The 15,742-nt window shown below is 65.7% G+C and carries 14 protein-coding genes and 4 pseudogenes; 4 read left to right on the top strand and 14 right to left on the bottom strand.

Going from position 1 to position 15,742, the window contains the following annotated elements; genetic code table 11:
* Positions 1–16 precede the first annotated feature (16 nt).
* Positions 17–193: a hypothetical protein gene (locus tag QJR12_RS13525; protein ID WP_300583120.1), complete on the top strand. Its 177-nt coding sequence runs from the start codon at positions 17–19 to the stop codon at positions 191–193.
* A gap of 85 nt (positions 194–278) precedes the next feature.
* Here QJR12_RS13525 and QJR12_RS13520 read toward each other — a convergent pair.
* The 8 genes and pseudogenes from QJR12_RS13520 to QJR12_RS13485 form a co-directional block, all read right to left on the bottom strand.
* Positions 279–1,338, bottom strand: a pseudogene (locus tag QJR12_RS13520) (cbb3-type cytochrome c oxidase subunit I); the annotation flags it as partial.
* A 96-nt stretch (positions 1,339–1,434) separates the two neighbouring features.
* The gene (gene istB, locus QJR12_RS13515; RefSeq protein ID WP_300583118.1) at positions 1,435–2,133 is read right to left on the bottom strand and encodes an IS21-like element helper ATPase IstB; all 699 of its coding nucleotides are present in this window, start codon (positions 2,131–2,133) and stop codon (positions 1,435–1,437) included.
* Between the two features lie 125 nt (positions 2,134–2,258).
* Positions 2,259–3,194 (bottom strand): annotated as a pseudogene (locus QJR12_RS13510) (IS21 family transposase); the annotation flags it as partial.
* A gap of 48 nt (positions 3,195–3,242) precedes the next feature.
* Positions 3,243–3,482, bottom strand: a complete 240-nt coding sequence (locus QJR12_RS13505; protein ID WP_300583115.1) for a hypothetical protein — start codon at positions 3,480–3,482, stop codon at positions 3,243–3,245.
* A 111-nt stretch (positions 3,483–3,593) separates the two neighbouring features.
* Positions 3,594–5,063: a site-specific integrase gene (locus QJR12_RS13500; RefSeq protein ID WP_300583112.1), complete on the bottom strand. Its 1,470-nt coding sequence runs from the start codon at positions 5,061–5,063 to the stop codon at positions 3,594–3,596.
* Positions 5,063–6,109 carry a tyrosine-type recombinase/integrase gene (locus QJR12_RS13495; RefSeq protein ID WP_300583109.1) on the bottom strand — a complete coding sequence of 349 codons (1,047 nt, stop codon included), beginning with the start codon at positions 6,107–6,109 and terminating at the stop codon, positions 5,063–5,065. Before QJR12_RS13495 ends, QJR12_RS13500 begins: the two co-directional genes overlap by 1 nt.
* Positions 6,099–6,800: pseudogene (locus tag QJR12_RS13490) on the bottom strand (hypothetical protein); the annotation flags it as partial. The gene QJR12_RS13495 and the pseudogene QJR12_RS13490, both read right to left, overlap by 11 nt.
* A 240-nt stretch (positions 6,801–7,040) precedes the next feature.
* A pseudogene (locus tag QJR12_RS13485) lies at positions 7,041–7,655 on the bottom strand (cbb3-type cytochrome c oxidase subunit I); the annotation flags it as partial.
* A gap of 13 nt (positions 7,656–7,668) precedes the next feature.
* Between QJR12_RS13485 and QJR12_RS13480 the strand changes: the two are divergent.
* Positions 7,669–7,920: a hypothetical protein gene (locus QJR12_RS13480; protein WP_300583107.1), complete on the top strand. Its 252-nt coding sequence runs from the start codon at positions 7,669–7,671 to the stop codon at positions 7,918–7,920.
* A gap of 40 nt (positions 7,921–7,960) precedes the next feature.
* Here the strand turns inward: QJR12_RS13480 and QJR12_RS13475 are convergent, their stop codons facing one another.
* The 6 genes from QJR12_RS13475 to QJR12_RS13450 all read right to left on the bottom strand — a co-directional run bounded on the left by QJR12_RS13475 (position 7,961) and on the right by QJR12_RS13450 (position 13,973).
* On the bottom strand, positions 7,961–9,532 hold the full coding sequence (locus QJR12_RS13475; protein WP_300583104.1) for a Na+/H+ antiporter: 1,572 nt from the start codon (positions 9,530–9,532) through the stop codon (positions 7,961–7,963).
* Between the two features lie 98 nt (positions 9,533–9,630).
* Positions 9,631–11,058 (bottom strand): dihydrolipoyl dehydrogenase, encoded by a 1,428-nt coding sequence (locus tag QJR12_RS13470; protein ID WP_300583101.1) that lies wholly within the window; start codon positions 11,056–11,058, stop codon positions 9,631–9,633.
* 89 nt (positions 11,059–11,147) lie between these two features.
* On the bottom strand, positions 11,148–12,140 hold the full coding sequence (locus QJR12_RS13465; protein ID WP_300583099.1) for a sulfite exporter TauE/SafE family protein: 993 nt from the start codon (positions 12,138–12,140) through the stop codon (positions 11,148–11,150).
* A 39-nt stretch (positions 12,141–12,179) separates the two neighbouring features.
* The gene (locus tag QJR12_RS13460; protein WP_300583097.1) at positions 12,180–12,479 is read right to left on the bottom strand and encodes a DUF2892 domain-containing protein; all 300 of its coding nucleotides are present in this window, start codon (positions 12,477–12,479) and stop codon (positions 12,180–12,182) included.
* Between the two features lie 40 nt (positions 12,480–12,519).
* Complete coding sequence (locus QJR12_RS13455) at positions 12,520–12,753, bottom strand: hypothetical protein (protein ID WP_300583093.1); 234 nt, start codon at positions 12,751–12,753, stop codon at positions 12,520–12,522.
* Positions 12,750–13,973: a YeeE/YedE thiosulfate transporter family protein gene (locus QJR12_RS13450; protein ID WP_300583090.1), complete on the bottom strand. Its 1,224-nt coding sequence runs from the start codon at positions 13,971–13,973 to the stop codon at positions 12,750–12,752. Before QJR12_RS13450 ends, QJR12_RS13455 begins: the two co-directional genes overlap by 4 nt.
* 327 nt (positions 13,974–14,300) lie before the next feature.
* Between QJR12_RS13450 and QJR12_RS13445 the strand changes: the two genes are divergently transcribed.
* Positions 14,301–14,987, top strand: a complete 687-nt coding sequence (locus tag QJR12_RS13445) for a peroxiredoxin (RefSeq protein WP_300583452.1) — start codon at positions 14,301–14,303, stop codon at positions 14,985–14,987.
* 17 nt (positions 14,988–15,004) lie between these two features.
* A complete protein-coding gene (locus QJR12_RS13440; protein WP_300583087.1) occupies positions 15,005–15,727 on the top strand; it encodes a PIG-L deacetylase family protein in 723 nt (240 codons plus the stop codon).
* Positions 15,728–15,742: the final 15 nt, after the last annotated feature.

Genomic DNA, 15,742 nt, shown 5'->3' with positions numbered 1-15,742 from the left:
ACGGAAAGGCACTCTCATGGCTGACGAGAGTATCGATTCACCGGAGAACATCCGCACCGCCGAACGCATTGCCGATGCGCCCTTACCCACCACCGCCAAACTGCGGATGCGTCAGAACATCATCATCCAGTTCTGGCGTTTCGTGCGCATAAACCTGCGGATGATGCGGATCATCTTCAGTGGCCACGGCTAAGGCGTGACGGGGCACCAGCAGCTCGAGATCGTCTTTCCGGCAATGTATCCGGGGATGGGTGCTCGGGAGGGCACGCCGGCCTTGATCACGAGTGGATGTTCTCCGGTTTTCTCGTGGTTTCCACAGCCTCGGCGTTACCACGGCTTCGACGTCCGCCGATGTGTGACTCGGCGCGCAGCCGCGCCACCATGTGCGGGTAGTGCAGCTCGAACGCCGGGCGGGCCGAGCTCGGTGAAGTTGTGCCGCGGCGGCGGGCAGCTGGTGGCCCACTCCAGGGAGTTGCCGTACCCCCACGGGTCGTCGACGGTGACGACTTCGCCGTAGCGCCAGCTGCGAAACACGTTCCAGGCGAACGGCAGCATCGAGACCCCCAGGATGAACGCGCCGGTGGTGGAGACGACGTTGAGCGGCTGAAACCCGTCGCTGGGCAGGTAGTCGGCGTAGCGGCGCGGCATGCCCATGTCCCCGAGCCAGTGCTGCACCAAAAACGTGGTGTGAAAGCCGATCAGGGTCAACCAGAAGTGCAGTTTGCCCAGCCGCTCGTCGAGCAGGCGGCCGGTCATCTTCGGAAACCAGAAATAGATCCCGGCGAAGGTGGCGAACACGATGGTGCCGAACAGGGTGTAGTGAAAGTGCGCGACCACGAAATAGCTGTCGGTGACGTGAAAGTCCAGCGGCGGGCTGGCCAGCAGCACCCCGGTCAGACCGCCCAGCAGGAAGGTGACCAGGAAGCCGACCGAAAACAGCATCGGTGTCTCGAAGGTCAGCTGGCCCTTCCACATGGTGCCGATCCAGTTGAAGAACTTGATCCCGGTGGGCACCGCGATCAGATAGGAGGTGAAGCTGAAGAATGACAACAGCACCGCGCCGGTGGCGAACATATGGTGCGCCCACACCGTAATCGAAAGCCCCGCAATGCCCAGGGTGGCATAGACCAGGGTGGTGTAGCCGAACACCGGTTTGCGGCTGAAAACCGGCAGGATCTCGGTGACCACACCGAAGAACGGCAGCGCCACGATGTAGACCTCGGGATGCCCGAAGAACCAAAACAGGTGCTGCCACAGGATCGGGCCGCCGTTGGCCGGGTCGTAGATGTGGGCACCCAGGTGCCGGTCGGCGGCCAGCGCGAACAGCGCGGCGGTCAGCTGTCGACCGTCACGTAATTCCCCAGGGCTCGCCGTCACGGAATTCCCCAGGTGTGGGCCTCCTGGTAGGTCTTACCGTGTTCGCTGTGGTGTTGTCTAGCTGGCCTTGCGTCCAGGCCGCTGGCGGGGGCGGTAGCTGGGTCCGTCCCTGAGAATTTGGTGGCTGGTGTTGATGAGCCTGTCCAGTAGCGATTCAGCGACGACGGGGTTGGGGAATAGGCCGTACCAGTCGTTCGGCGTTCTGTTGGATGTGAGGATCAGTGGCTTGCCGTTGACCGCGCGCTCGCTGATGAGTTCGTAGAGGTCGTCGGCGTGCATGGCGGTGTGTTCGCGCATCGCGAAGTCGTCAAGGATCAAAACGAGCGGTTTGGTGTATTCGCGGATGCGTTGGCCCCAGCTGCGGTCGGCGTGCCCGCCGGCCAGATCGGAGAGCATGCGGGAGGTTTTGGCGAAGCGGACGTCGCCGCCGCGGCGGGCCACAGCGTGCCCAAGTGCTTGTGCCACATGGGTTTTGCCCACCCCGACCGGGCCGTAGAGGATGACCGACTCGCCGGCGTCAAGCCAGCGCAGCGCGGCCAGGTCGCGCAGCATCGCGGCGGGCAGCTTCGGGTTGGCGGCAAAGTCGAAGTCTTCGAAGGTAGCCTGGGCCTCAAATTTCGCGCGGCGCAATCGCTTTGTTAGGGCGGCGGATTCGCGCCGGGCGATCTCGTCTTCGCATAATGCTTGCAGGAATTCCAGGTGGCCCGAGTCGCCGTTGCGGGTCTGGGCGAGCCGGGCGTCGAGAGTGTCGAGCATTCCCGACAGTTTCAGGGTGCGTCATGCATTGCGCAGCGCGGGCTCACAGATACCCATAGGTGTCTCCTTTGATTCGATGTGGTTTGTCTTGTGTGGGGATTGATGGTTCGCATGGGGAAAGAGGATCAGACGATGCCGTCGGAGCCGGCGGCGCTGAACTGCTCGGGACCGTGCAGCAACGCCCCCGCCGTGGTCGCGGCGCCGCTGGTGGGCTGGTCGGCGTGTTCGGTGCCGGCGGCCAGGATGCCCTTGATGGTCCGATACGCCGGGTCGCCGACTTGAAGCGCGCGAGCGCAGGCGGCCTCAAGGCGCTCACAGCCGTACTTGTCGCGCAGCCCGAGCACTCCTTGCGCCGAACGCAGGTGGTGGATCGCGTTGTCGCGCATGAATTCGGCGATCACCGCCTCGCAGGCGGGGCCGACCAGCTCGGCGGTGTGCCGGCACCAGGTGGGGGTACGCATCGCGAAGGCGATTTTCTCCGGCGGGTAATGGGAAAAGTCGGTGGACCGCCCGGACAGGCGGCGCACATGGGTGGCGACCACCTGGCCGTCGTCGGCGAAGACCTGCACGATGTCGCCGGCGGTGCGGGCGTGCAACCGCCGCCCGATCAGCCGCCACGGCACGCTGTAGAGCGCCTTGCCGACCTTGAGGTGCGCATCCACCCCGACGGTGCCGATCGACCAGGTGGTGAGTTCGAACGCCCTGGCCGGCACCGGCTTTAACGCCTCGGCTTCGAGTGCCTCGAATACCCGCAGCGGCTGGCCGCCGCCGAGCGCACGGCAATGCCGTAGCCCCGCCACCTCCCGGCTCCATCGTGCCGCCTCGCTTTGCATCTGGGCCAGCGAGGCGAACTCGCGTCCCCGCCACCATGAGTCGCGCACATAAGGCATCTGCCGCTCCACCCTGGGCTTGTCCTTGGGTTTAAACGCCCGCGCCGGGTCGATCAGGCAGTCATAGTGGGCGGCCAGCTCGGCGTAGGTGCGGTTGATCTTCGGGTCATACAGGTCGGACCTGTCCACCCCGGTCTTCAGGTTGTCGCACACCAGCCGGGCCGGAACCCCTCTAATATGCGGGTCTCGTTTGTCAAGATCCTGATCGGTCCGCGCACGTCATGAGGCGTCCTGATCGAGTCGGGTAAGCAGCCCGTCGAAGACTTTGGTACGGCCCATTTGTCCCTTTGCGGCGGCGTCGTCGCGCTGCTTTTGCAGGGTGGGACGAAACTCGATAGTGGTCTGGAAGAACGTGCAGGATTCGCAGATCGATTCGAAGTGGCAGTCCATCCCGATCGGTCGGGCGCAGTAGCCGTTCCCGAGCATCCGTCGATGCATCTCGGCGCGCAGCTTGCGCATCTCGGTACCCTCGGCGTCGGCGGGTAGTTGCTTTGGCGCCTGATAGAGCGCCTCGACCTTCTCCGAGACGGCGAAGTACTCGTCGGCGACGGTGCGATCGGCGATCTTGGCCTAAACGAGCGTCATATGCAACGAGCGATGCCCGAGCAGGGCCGCGATCGCCTCTAGCGACATGCCGCGGTTGATCGCCTGGGTCGCCAGGGTATGTCTGAGCCTGTGTGGTGAAACACTGCCGATGCCAGCTGTTTTGGCTGCTTTAGCGACAGCGGAATCGACCCGCGAGATAGGGATCGGTCGGCCTTGCTCGACGAAGATCAGCTTGCTGCGCAACCCTTCCGGACGCTTTGCGAGCCACTCGTCGAGCAGTTCCTTCAACTGCGGGTGCAGCGGGATGTATCGGTCGGTGTGCAGCTTGCCCAGCGGCACGTGCAGCCAGTAGGCCGAACCGATCTGCACAACGGCGTCGGTGGTCAGCGCCAAGTACTCGCCCTTACGCATGCCGGTTCGGGCGAGAAACTCGACGGTGAGCCGCACGAACGGGTCATTGTCCTCTCGGGCGGCTTGCAGCAGCTTGGTCGCCGCGGCGTCGTCGAGGAACCGGGGCAAAGTTTCGTCGGGGATCGGCATATCGGAGGCCAGCACGGGCACTTTGGCTGGCGCGTCGTCGATCTCCCATTCCAGCAGCCGGATGAAGAACCCGCGCAACGCGCAGAGTCGGTCCTTGATCGTGTGCCGATGCAGTGGTGCGCCGCGTTTGCCCGGCCGCCCGGCCAGCCAGCACTTGTAGGCCTCGACGTGTGTTCGACCCAAGTCGGCGACGCATCGCGCGGACGGATCTCGCTCGGCGACGAATCCGGCAAATTCCCGCAAGGTCGCCTCGATGTTTTTCACTCGCCCGGGCCGCAGCGTGGTCGCCACCTGCTGGAGGTAAGTGCGCATTGTGGCGCGCATCCGCTCGGGCACCTCGGCCCACTGTACAGCGCGGATGTCTGCTTTGGTGCGGACTCGTTTACGGGGTAGTTCGTCGATCACCCCGGCGTGGAACAGGGTCGCTTCCAGACCGAAGATCGCGGTGGATAAGGCGCGGTGCGAGTGGTGTCCGTAACGGTCTGCGGCGGCCAGTAATTGGCCGCGTGCCCTGTCGATGTCAGCGTGGGTCAGCCATTCTGGCGCCAGTCCGGTCAAGGCGCAGATCTGGGCCAGCGCGGCCCACTGCGCTTGTGCGGTCTTGATCGGAAACTTAAGCGTTGCGGCGGTGTTGATGAACAGGGCATGGAACACCGGCCAGTGCCGCGACAAGCTGATACCCAGCCGGGGTCGGCGGACCACCAGGTAGTCCGCGCTCGGTTGCAGCCGCCGAGTCGCGATGAGCCACGCGATGAACCGATGCACCGCGTTGTGGACGGCGAGCTGCTCTTCTAAGGGCAGCTCGGCGAAAGCTCGTGGTTCGCCGATATGCACCAAAAACCACCGAGCGCCCCATAACACCGTTCGCTCTGGCACCTGGCCGATGTCCCACAGGTCATTCTCGTAGGCGCTGACCAGATCCAACGCCTCGCCAACGAGTCGGTAGGCGGTCATCAGCTTGCACCGTCCTCGGCCTGATCGGCGATGTCATCTTCGATCGCGTTTACCGCGCGGGCGTACTCCTCGGCCAGCCACCCATTGGCCAGGTGCAGATAGACGCGGGTCGACTCGATCGAGCGGTGCCCGGCCTGAGCCTGCACCGCCTCCACCGCCATCCCCGCCTCCCGCAGCCGGGTCAGGCAAGTGTGACGCAGCTGATGACAGGTCGCATGGTCCAGTCCCGCCCGCTGCCGCGCCCCGTCGAGCACCTGATCCATCCCGGCCGCAGATAGGGCACGACCTCGGGTCGGCCCGCGCAGCACCACGAACACCCGTTCTGTGTCGGTGGCCGGCCGTTCGTGCTCGCAGTAGTCGGCAAGGCTCACGAAGAACCGGTTCGCCACCGGCACGATCCGCTGATGACCGCCCTTGCCCTCAGCGATGAACAGCCGCCGCTCCCCGGCATGCACGTCCGACATGCGCAGCCCGAGCACCTCGCAGCGACGCAGCCCGCCCAGCAGCATCGCCAACACGATGGCGCGGTCGCGATGCGTGCGCAGCACCCCCAGCAGCGAGTCCACCTCGACCGGGGAGAGCACCTTCGGCAGCGTTCGCGGCGTGCGGATCAGCGGCACCCCACGCGCCCCCGAGGCCAGCGGGCGCCGGGTGCCCACACCGCGTGGCACCGGATTGCGCCGCAGATCGACATCATCACGGGCCAATAGATAGGCGAACAGACCTGACACACTTGCCAATCGGCGCTTAAGCGTGCGCGCCGACAACCCCGACTCGCCGTCTTCGAGTCGCACCACACCGGCGCCCCGACGCGGCGCCCGCTGCGCAACAAGGAACCCCATCACATCCGTCGTTGACACCCGAGCCGGCTCCTTGCCGACCACCGAGAAGAACACCTTCAGGTCGTAGGCCGTCGCCAGCACCGTGTTCGGTCGCGACCGCGCCGCAACGAACCTCAGATAGTCATCGACCAGCGCATCGCCGAGACTGGCCCGGACCTCACCATCCGGACCCGATGATCGCACCAGACACGGTGTCCACAACATCGGCGCTCCCCGTCTCGGGTTGCGCCCATTCTCGCGCCGTTTCGGCTCGTACAGTGGGATCAACACCCACATAACCATTGAAGAACTCGAATGCCTCGACATGGCAAGCGCACCAAGTTTTTTGGTCCATCCGAATGACGGGCCGCACGAACAAGTGCCGCGAGCATGCCAGCACCATCACGAACGCCCACACCGCGACCCGGCGCGCGGTGGCCGGGTTCAGCCACATCCCCAACCTGCCGTAGTCGATCTGCGCCTTACTGCCCGGGGCCACCTCGCCGCGCGGCACACTCACCCGCGCTCGGGCCACCTCCTCAGCGAAATGCGTTGCCACCCACCGCCGCACCGACGACTCCGACACCGCGACCTCGTGGTCGTCGCGCAACCGCTGCGCGATCGTAGCCACCGTGACATCGGCGTCCAACCAGCCCTTAATCCGGTCCCGATGCGGCTCGATCAGCGGCCACGTCGATGCCCGGGCACCTGGATCATCCAGTCCGGGAAACCATTGCGCGATTCGCTCTGCCCACTGCTCGGCGGTCAGTGGTTTTCCGCCCGGCTCGATACCCTCCGCTTCCGCCGGCGCCAGATATTTGCGGATCGTCTTGCGATCCATCCCCAGCGACTGCCACTACTGCACCTGCGAGCGGCCCGCCTGCCAATGCATGTACAGCTCGATCAGATCGAACATCTCGATACCTCTCCTCGCCATCAGCGCCCTTTCGTCCGCCGGACTCCGACGGATTCAGAGCGAACATGTGTGCGAGGCCCACAGCCGGCAGACACGCCGCCCAGGGTGAGGAATTACCTGACAGCCGGGGTGGGGAATTCCGTGACGGACAACCCCTCAGAACTGGGGAATTACGTGACCGCTGACAGTCAGCACCGGAAAGACCATCAGCACGATGATGGAAGTCACCAGGATGTCTCAGGTGAAAACGGGCATCCGAAACATCGTCATCCCGGGCGCGCGCAGGCACACCGCCGTGGTGATCATGTTGACCGCACCCAAAATGGTGCCCAATCCGGCCACGATCAGACCCATGATCCACAAATCTGATCCAGCGCCCGGGTTATGGACGGCATCGGACAGCGGGGTGTAGGCGGTCCAGCCGAAGTCGGCGGCCCCGCCGGGGGTGATGAACCCCGCGAGCACGATCAAAGCGCCGAACAAAAACAACCAGAACGACAGCGCATTCAGTCGGGGAAACGCGACGTCCGGTGCCCCGATCTGCAGGGGCAGCACCAGGTTGGCGAAGCCGAACACGATCGGGGTGGCATATAGCAGCAGCATGATGGTGCCGTGCATGGTGAACAGCTGGTTGTATAGCTCGTTGGATAAAAACTGCAGCCCCGGCGCGGCCAGTTCGCTGCGCATCAGCAGGGCCATCAGACCGGCCACAAAGAAAAAACTCATGCACGCGACCACGTACATGATGCCGATCGTCTTGTGGTCGGTGGTGGTGATCAGCTTGTAGAGCAGCGCGCCCTTCGGGCCCAAGCGGGCCGGAAACGGGCGGCGCGCCTCGGCCCGCCAGATCGCGATCGCCGTCGGGGCGTTGAGCCACGACGGCGCCGGTCCCGAATATCAGCCCGAAATCCTCTGTTTCGGCGATATCGGGGGCTACCAGGGCTTTTATATTCACTCCGACACCTGGTACGGCGGTCAAACCAGCGTGTTCAAGATGGGTCACGCGCCCTACGCGATGAAGCTCGCCTTCAAGGAGATGTACTTTCGCACCGGCGGCAAACCCCCGGCTTTCGGGGTGCCGGCCACCCATCTGCTCATGGATCACTTTCCCGGCGAGTAAGTCCGACGGCCCGTCTGGGGGAACGGGGACCTTGGGCTCATCAGCCCCGGAGTCGGGCTTCCTCCAAGTCAAGAATGCGTTCGATGGCGCGGAGCACCGTCGCACTGATGCGTCCCTGCCGGCGCAACTCAATCACGGTGGAACGCTCCACACCCAGCACCTGAAGCTGCAACTCCCGGTATCGCTGCAGCTCGTCGGCCCCGTCGGCGACCCGGCTCGGCTGATCCCGGTTGGCGAGCTCCAGGCGTCGCACCCGGGCCGCGTAGAGCGCACGCAGCGACTCGACCGCGTCATCGGCGGGCTCGGTGGCGGCGTAGTCGTCCAGCCAGGCCAGGGCGCTGCGCGCCGCCTGCAGCCGGGCCAGCCGCTGCTGGCTGCGCAAGTCCTCGTTCCCGATGCTCAGGTGGCGCAGCAGCCACGGCAGCGTCGTGCCCTGCAGCATCAACGTGGCGACGATTACCGCGGCGGCGATCATGATCAGCAGGTCGCGATGCGGAAACGGCGAGCCGTCCGCACGGCTCAGCGGCACGGCCAGGGCCGCGGCCAGCGATACCCCGCCACGCATCCCGGCCCAGCCGATGACGACCCGCTCTTTCCATCCGGGCGGCGGTCCCGTGCGGCCCAGCAACCTGGTCACGGCCGGCCCGAACAGCATCCAGGCCATCCGCAATCCCACCACCACGGCGACCACGGCCGCCATCACGGCCGCCACCGTTGCGGCGGCCATGTCCGGAATCCGGTGCACCACGCGGACCAGCTGCATGCCTAAAAGGGTGAACAGCACCCCGTTGAGCAAAAACACCAACACATCCAGGAAAGCGAACGCCTGCAGCCGCCCGCCCGCGGTGTAGATCACCCTGCTGCGCGATCCCACATATACCCCGGCGACCACCGTGGCCAGAATCCCGGACAGCCCGGCGATCTGTGCCATCACATAGGTCAGGTAAGGGGTAGACAGCGACAGGGTGATCTCCACCAGCGGTTGGTCGATGCGCTGCCGTGCCCAAACCAACACCCAGGCGATGGCAAAGCCCAGCAGCGCCCCGCCCGCTGGTGCCGCCAGCAGCGCCAGCGCTATCTCACCCGGCCCCAGTGTGCCGATCACCACCGCGGTCACCGCGCTCACGTAGAGCACGAGGGCGCTGCCGTCGTTGACCAGGCCCTCACCTTCGACGATCGTCACCAGCCGCTCGGGCACATTTAATCGGCGGAACACCGAGGTAGCCGCCAGCGCATCGGTCGGTGCCACCACCGCCCCCGCGACCGCGGCCACCTGCCACGGCACCCCCGCGACTCCCACCATCACCCCCGCGACCGCAGCCATAGTGGCCAGGACCAACCCCACCGCCAGCAGCCCGATCGGTTTGGCGTTGGCCCGGAGATCCTTCGGAGCGCTGAAGAAGGCCGCGTAGTAGAGCAGCGGCGGCAGGAACACAAAGAACATGACTTGAGGCGATAGCTCGGGCCTACCGATTGCCGGCAACTGACCCAAAAGCGCCCCGGCGGCCACCAGCAGCACCGGGTAGGGGATCCCGCTTCGTTCGGCGGCCCACCCCGCCACGGCAGCTACTAGCGGCAGCACCGGTAGAAGCAAAGCCAAGTGCGTCGACATTACGCCCGCACCTTGCGCCTGCGGTTCCGCTGGGCCAGGCCCTCGAGCGGACGCATCATGGCTTTTTCATAACACTGCGGCCCCGGCGGCCGGGAACGTTAGACGAGGATTCGGCGTGCCGCCACGTTGATGCCTTCAGAGATCATCGGGTGGGGAAATGCCACCTCGGCCAGGGCGCGGGCGTTGAGCCCTTCGTTGAGCGCGAGCGCCAGGGGCGCCACCAGCTGCGCCGCGTCGACGCCAGCGATCTGGGCGCCGAGCAGACGTGCACTATGGGCGTCGCACACGAGCTTCAGATACCCGGTGGTCTCCCCGAGGATCTGGGCGCGAGCGTCAACGGCGTAGTCGTAGCTGCCGACGGCCACGTCACCATGCAGCTCGACGGCCTTCGCCTCGGTGAGCCCCACGCTGGCCAGTTCGGGATCGGTGAACACGGTGAAGGGCACCGCGGTGAACTCCATCCGGTCCGCGCTGGCGCCACCGGCCAAGATGTTGTGCGCGACGACGATGCTCTGGCGCACCGCGGAGTGAAACAGCATGCTTTTGCCGTTGACATCGCCCGGCGCCCACACCGACGGGTTGGTGGTGCGCAACGTCGCATCGACTACCGGGCTGCGGTGGCGATCGAGCTGCACCTCCAGATGTTCGATGCCGTCGGGCAGCACCGGGACCCGGCCGGTTGCCATGATCACCAGGTCGCCGGCGACCGAGCACTCGGTGCCCTCCTGATCGGCGTGGCGACGGTAGCGCACTAGCAGGTCGGTGCCCGACCGTTCGATTCCGGTGACGGCCGCACCGAGCTGCAGCGCAACCCGTCCGCGCAGCGAACGCGCCAGGAAGTCGGCCAGATCCCGGTCAAAGCCCGGCAGCAGCTGCTCGGTGAGTTCGAGGACGACGGGGGCGGCCCCCAGGTGGGCCAGGATGGTGGCCGTCTCGACCCCGATGTAGCCGCCGCCGATGATGACCGGGCGCTGCGGAAACCCCAGGTCTGCGCCGAGACGGAACAGCTCGTGGGAGGTCACGGCGAGTTCCGCTCCGGGAATGGGCAGCCGGCTTGGGGCCGAGCCGGTGGCGATGATCAGGCTGTGAAAGCCGACCCGCTGGACCCTCCCGCCGTCGCTTTCCACCTCGAGTTCGTTTTCCCCCACCACGCGGGCTCGCCCGGATACGAATTGCACCGTGGAGGAGTCGAGTTCTTTGCGGTGTTGGTCGTAGCGCGCCTGCTGGACGGCGTCCTTGTGTCTGAGGATGCTGCGCCACCGGGACGGGGCGTCGAGCGGGTCGGGCGCCGACGGGCCGGTGATGGCGGCCAGGGGACCCGAGCGGGCACGCTGATAGCTGAGCGCCGTTTCCCGCACGGCTTTGGATGGCACGCAGCCCTCGGCCAGGCAATCGCCGCCGAGGTTGCCGATCGGGTCGGCCATCAGCCCGGAGCGACCGGCGGCGGCGAGGCGAAACGCCGCGGGGTAGCCGGCCCCTCCGGCGCCGATGATCGCCACATCCACCGGGTTCGATGTCACTGTCACCGCTCGATCCTGACATGGGATTTGCCGCCCCGGGCAGGGTCATTCGGCCTTTCTTTCGGGGTCACCCGAATCGGCCCGCGCCGTGCCCGCTACCCAGCGGCGGGCGTGTCGTTCCACATCGCCAGCAGTGAATGGGCGGCCGTGTATGCGGCGACAACAACCAGAAGCCACACGAACCACCGGGTGAGCCGGGCGGCCGGGACCCGGTTGGCCATCGCGTCCCCGAGAATCACCCCGATGAATCCCGCCACGGTGAAAGGGACGGCCACCGGCCAGTCGATTCCACCGCCCTGAAGGCGGAAGACCAGTGCTTCCGCGGAGCTGATGGCGATCACCAGCAGTGAGGTCCCCACCGCGACGGGCATCTCGTAGTCCAGAGCCAGGACCAATGCCGGCACGATCACGAAACCGCCGCCCACCCCAAAGAAGCCGGTGAGAAAACCCACGACGCTGCCGGCGAGCACCACCCGCCAGGCCGTCGCCGGCGCCGTTCGCTTACGACGGCCAGGGTCGGGTACCGAGGCCGTATCCGGGGAAGCGGAAGCCGTATCCGGGGGAGCGGACGCCGTATCCGGGGGAGCGGACGCCGTGGCCACCGAGCCGGGGCCGATAGCTTCTTTCACCGTTCGATCCCCGTCACCCCTCGAAACGGACGTTGCCAATTGCTTAATGTGGCACGCCGTTTCGGAGTATCGGCAATGCATGCGCCACGCTGCCGCCAGGATCAGTACGGAAAACACCAGCAGCAGCACATGGTTGGGGACCGCTCGGCTGAGCAGGGAACCCAGCGACGCGCCGCCGATGCCGACTGCTCCGAAGGTCAGCCCGGAGGCGAACCGCACCGAACCGGCGCGCACGTGGCCCACCATGCCGACCAGTGCCGTGGCTCCCACCGCCACCAGCGAGGTGGTGGTCGCCGCGTGGGCCGTCTCACCTACCCCGTAGACCAGGGCCGGCACCGCCAGGATGGATCCACCGCCGCCCAGGGCGCCCAGCGAGAGGCCGATCACAAACCCCAACGGGCCCGACGCGGCGATGCCCCCGGTGCTCAACGCCAGATCCGGGGCAGCCGCTGGGCTCACCGGTTCGGGAGCAGGGCGTTGTCGGCGTCGCCGCTCAACTCACCGGGCACGGCTTTGGGCGCGTTCGGCTGCGGTGGGGACCCCGAGACGATGCAGCACGACGCCCGTGGGACACCAGCCCACCGCGGCGTCGAGCAGCAAATTCGCGCCGACGAACGCCGTCATCAGCCGCCAGCGGCTGGAATACTTACGCCCCAACGTCAAGGTGGTGAGCACCACCGCCCCGGCCATCAGGTGCTCGATCCGCTCGAGCGTCCATCCCTGCGGTTTCGGCATCCCGAACGCCCCGCGCTCGACAGGGAGCGACTCTTGCTCTTGGTCTTGCTGCTGGTCTTGCATGGTGACCCTCCTTTTCGGTTCGGCTACCGGTCTTTTCGGCTTAGCTACCGGTTCGTGTGTGCTTTCTCGGCCGGCCCGACTCAGATACCCGCTTCGGTGCGCAGAACCTCGTCGCCAAGGCGAGCAGGATCAGCGGAATGATCGCCGTGCTCAGCACCTGGGCCAATGTCAGCGGGCCCGACGATCCGTTGCGGGTCACCAATGCGGCGACCAGACACGTCGCTACCGCACCGCACACCACCACAACCAGCAACCGCTTCTCAGTTGCTTTCATCCCGATACCTTTTCGCTCGCCTTACGGTAGATGACTCGAGCCGTCGCGGTCATGCCGATAAACACGGCAACGGTGAACAACCAGCCGCTTGCCGCCATCTGAACGCCACCGCTAAGCATATGCCCGCTGGCACATCCACCGGCCATCCGCGCGCCAAACATCAGGATGAAAAAGCCGCCGAAGCTGCCAATTGCCCGCTTCCACGGTTCCCTGCCGAACCTGTTGCGCCACGACGGCGGGATCACCAGCCTGAAGCCTTGAAAATAGCGGCTGACGAACACCGCCGTGATTAGTGCACCAAGCAGGGTTCCGATATCCGCAAACGGCTCCCATCCGACCGTTTGGATCACTAATTTGGTGTAATCGAAGTTCGGCAGCAGCAGGTGTCCGGCGAACCAGGAGTACGTGGTCGATTCACCAAAAATCTGGTGCAGAAAAATCGCGAACACCACCACTAGGCCGAGGACCACACTCGTTCCCAGTTTTATCCGTGAGTAAAAGTTGCCGGTGGGCACGTCGGTGACAACCAAGGTGTGAAACCTCGTCGACGTGGACTGATCTAAGCCCCCTTCGGTCAAGTAGGCCACCGTGTCGGACATCCAAGCCTCCTCGTTCGGATCGCTCCGACCGCGGATCGCGCGAACCACACAACTACTGCCGCGGGCGTAGCGCGGCAGCAGTGCCGCGCCGACAAGAAGCGCCGCAGCATAGACGACGGCAATGAGGAATGTGAACACCGGACGGATGTGCTGTATTGGTCCCGAGGCGATAAGATCGCCGTAGTCAGCGGCGTGCACCAGCCATTGGCCGACCGGTGTCGAATACACTAATGTCCACGCCGCCGCGCCAAGCAGACCGCCGGGAAATGCGTAAAGCGCATCTTGCCGGCCTTCACCGAGAGCCATTAATTCAGAGCCGGGAAGGTAGCCGGAAATGGCTATCCCGGCTCCGAAAAGAAAGCCGCCGATCGAAATACCGAAGACGTACATCGGTTTTGGCGCAAAATGCATGGAGAACCCCAGCGCGTACAGGCCGTATAGCGCTACGGCACCGACTGCGCAGGTGATAGCGAGACAGCCGACCAAGAGGCGATCCCGCCACCGCGCCAGCCGGATCAGCGTCTCGGGATTGCCGATTCCCCAGATCTGTCCGACGGCGCCCATGCACATTCCGATGGGGACACCGATCCACAGTGGTGCCGTCACGCTGATCGTCGTCATGGCGCCTTAACCGCCGGGAACCGCGCCGCGGTGTCCGCGGGCGAATACAACCATGGCGCTAACAGTATCGTCGTGTGGCCGGCCCAGGACCGGGGGAGAAGCCGGCGAGAAGGTGGTGTGACCGTCGGGGAAGGGCGACCCGAGGCGATCGAGGACAATCGGCCCTTAACACCGACCGGAGGTAATGGGCATGCTGACGGTACGGGAATGCCATAACCCGTCCGTTGCACGTACACCATGCTATACCCGTAGGGGTATAGACTGTCGAGGATCACGGAAGGAGCCACGATGACCACTACCGAAGAGGCACCCGCAGTCGCAACACCGATGCCGCGCATTGGCGATCCCGCGCCCGCGTTCACCGCCGTCACCACCGAAGGAGAGATCCACTTCCCCGCCGACTATCAGGGCAAATGGGTGATTTTTTTCTCCCACCCAGCCGATTTCACGCCCGTGTGCACGACCGAGTTTGTGACCTTCGCCTCGATGCGGCAACAGTTCGCGGCCTACAACACCGAGCTTCTGGGGCTCTCGGTCGACGGGTTGGACAGCCACATCGCGTGGCTGCGCACGATCAAGGAGAAAATCGCTTTCCGTGACCTCAAAAACGTCGAGGTCAACTTCCCGGTGATCGCCGACGTCTCGATGGAGGTCGCCCGCAAATACGGGATGATCATGCCCGGCGAGGATTCCACCAAGGCGGTGCGGGCGGTCTTCGTCATCGACCCGAAGGGCATCATCCGCGCGATCATCTACTATCCCCTGATCCTGGGCCGCAACTTCGACGAGTTGCTGCGCGTCGTCAAGGCCCTGCAGACCACCGATCATTTCGGTGTCGCGACACCAGCGGACTGGCGGCCCGGTGACCCGGTCATCCTGCCCACGCCCGGCTCCCCCGGTGCTGCGCAGCAGCGCATGGAAGAACCCGGTGAGGGCACCGAATGCCAAGACTGGTTCTTCTGTACCAAAAAGCTTCCGGCCGACGAGGTGGAATCCGCCATCCGGGCGCACTAGCGCACCGGGCGGCTTGGATGCCCGCGTCGATGACCGGCGGCCAGCTTCCCGGATGGCGAGCGGTCCTCGCCGTGGTCGCCCATCCCGATGACGAGTCGTTCGGCCTGGGCGCCATCGTGTCGGGGTTTGCCGAACGGGGCGCGCAGGTGGCGGTGGTGTGCCTGACCCGCGGTGAGGCATCGACACTGCGCGGGGTCACCGGAGAGCTGTCCCGCATCCGCGCCGCTGAGCTGGCAGCGGCCGCCGAGGTGCTTGGTGTGTCGGCGGTGGAGCTGTTGGACTATCCGGATGGGCACCTCGCCGAGGTAAGCGTCGAGGAGTTGGCGGCTTTGGTTGCCGGGTGTGCTCGGCGGTTTGGTGCGCAGGGGCTGCTGGTGTTCGACCCGACCGGCGTCACCGGTCACCCCGACCACCGGCAGGCGACCGCTGCGGCCCGGGCCGCGGCGGCGGAGGTTGGTTTGCCGGTGCTGGCCTGGACGCTGCCCGCCGCCGTCGCCGACGCCCTGAATAGCGAATACGCGACCGCGTTCGTCGGCCATCGGCCCGCCGATATCGACCTGATCGTTCCGGTGGACCGGCGCCGGCAGTGTCAAGCGGTGTGCCGGCACGCCAGTCAGGCGCTGCCGACCAGCGTGCTGTGGCGTCGCCTGGAGCTGCTCGGGCCGGTCGAGCACCTGCGCTGGCTGGTCAAGACGCCCGACAGGACACCGGATTTGACCGATGTCGCACGGTCCGCGTAGGGGTTGGTGACCGGG

The organism is Mycobacterium sp. (assembly GCF_029961025.1).
Classification (GTDB): domain Bacteria; phylum Actinomycetota; class Actinomycetes; order Mycobacteriales; family Mycobacteriaceae; genus Mycobacterium.
Note: the sequence above shows the minus strand (reverse complement) of the source record. Positions and strands in the feature narration are given on the sequence as shown.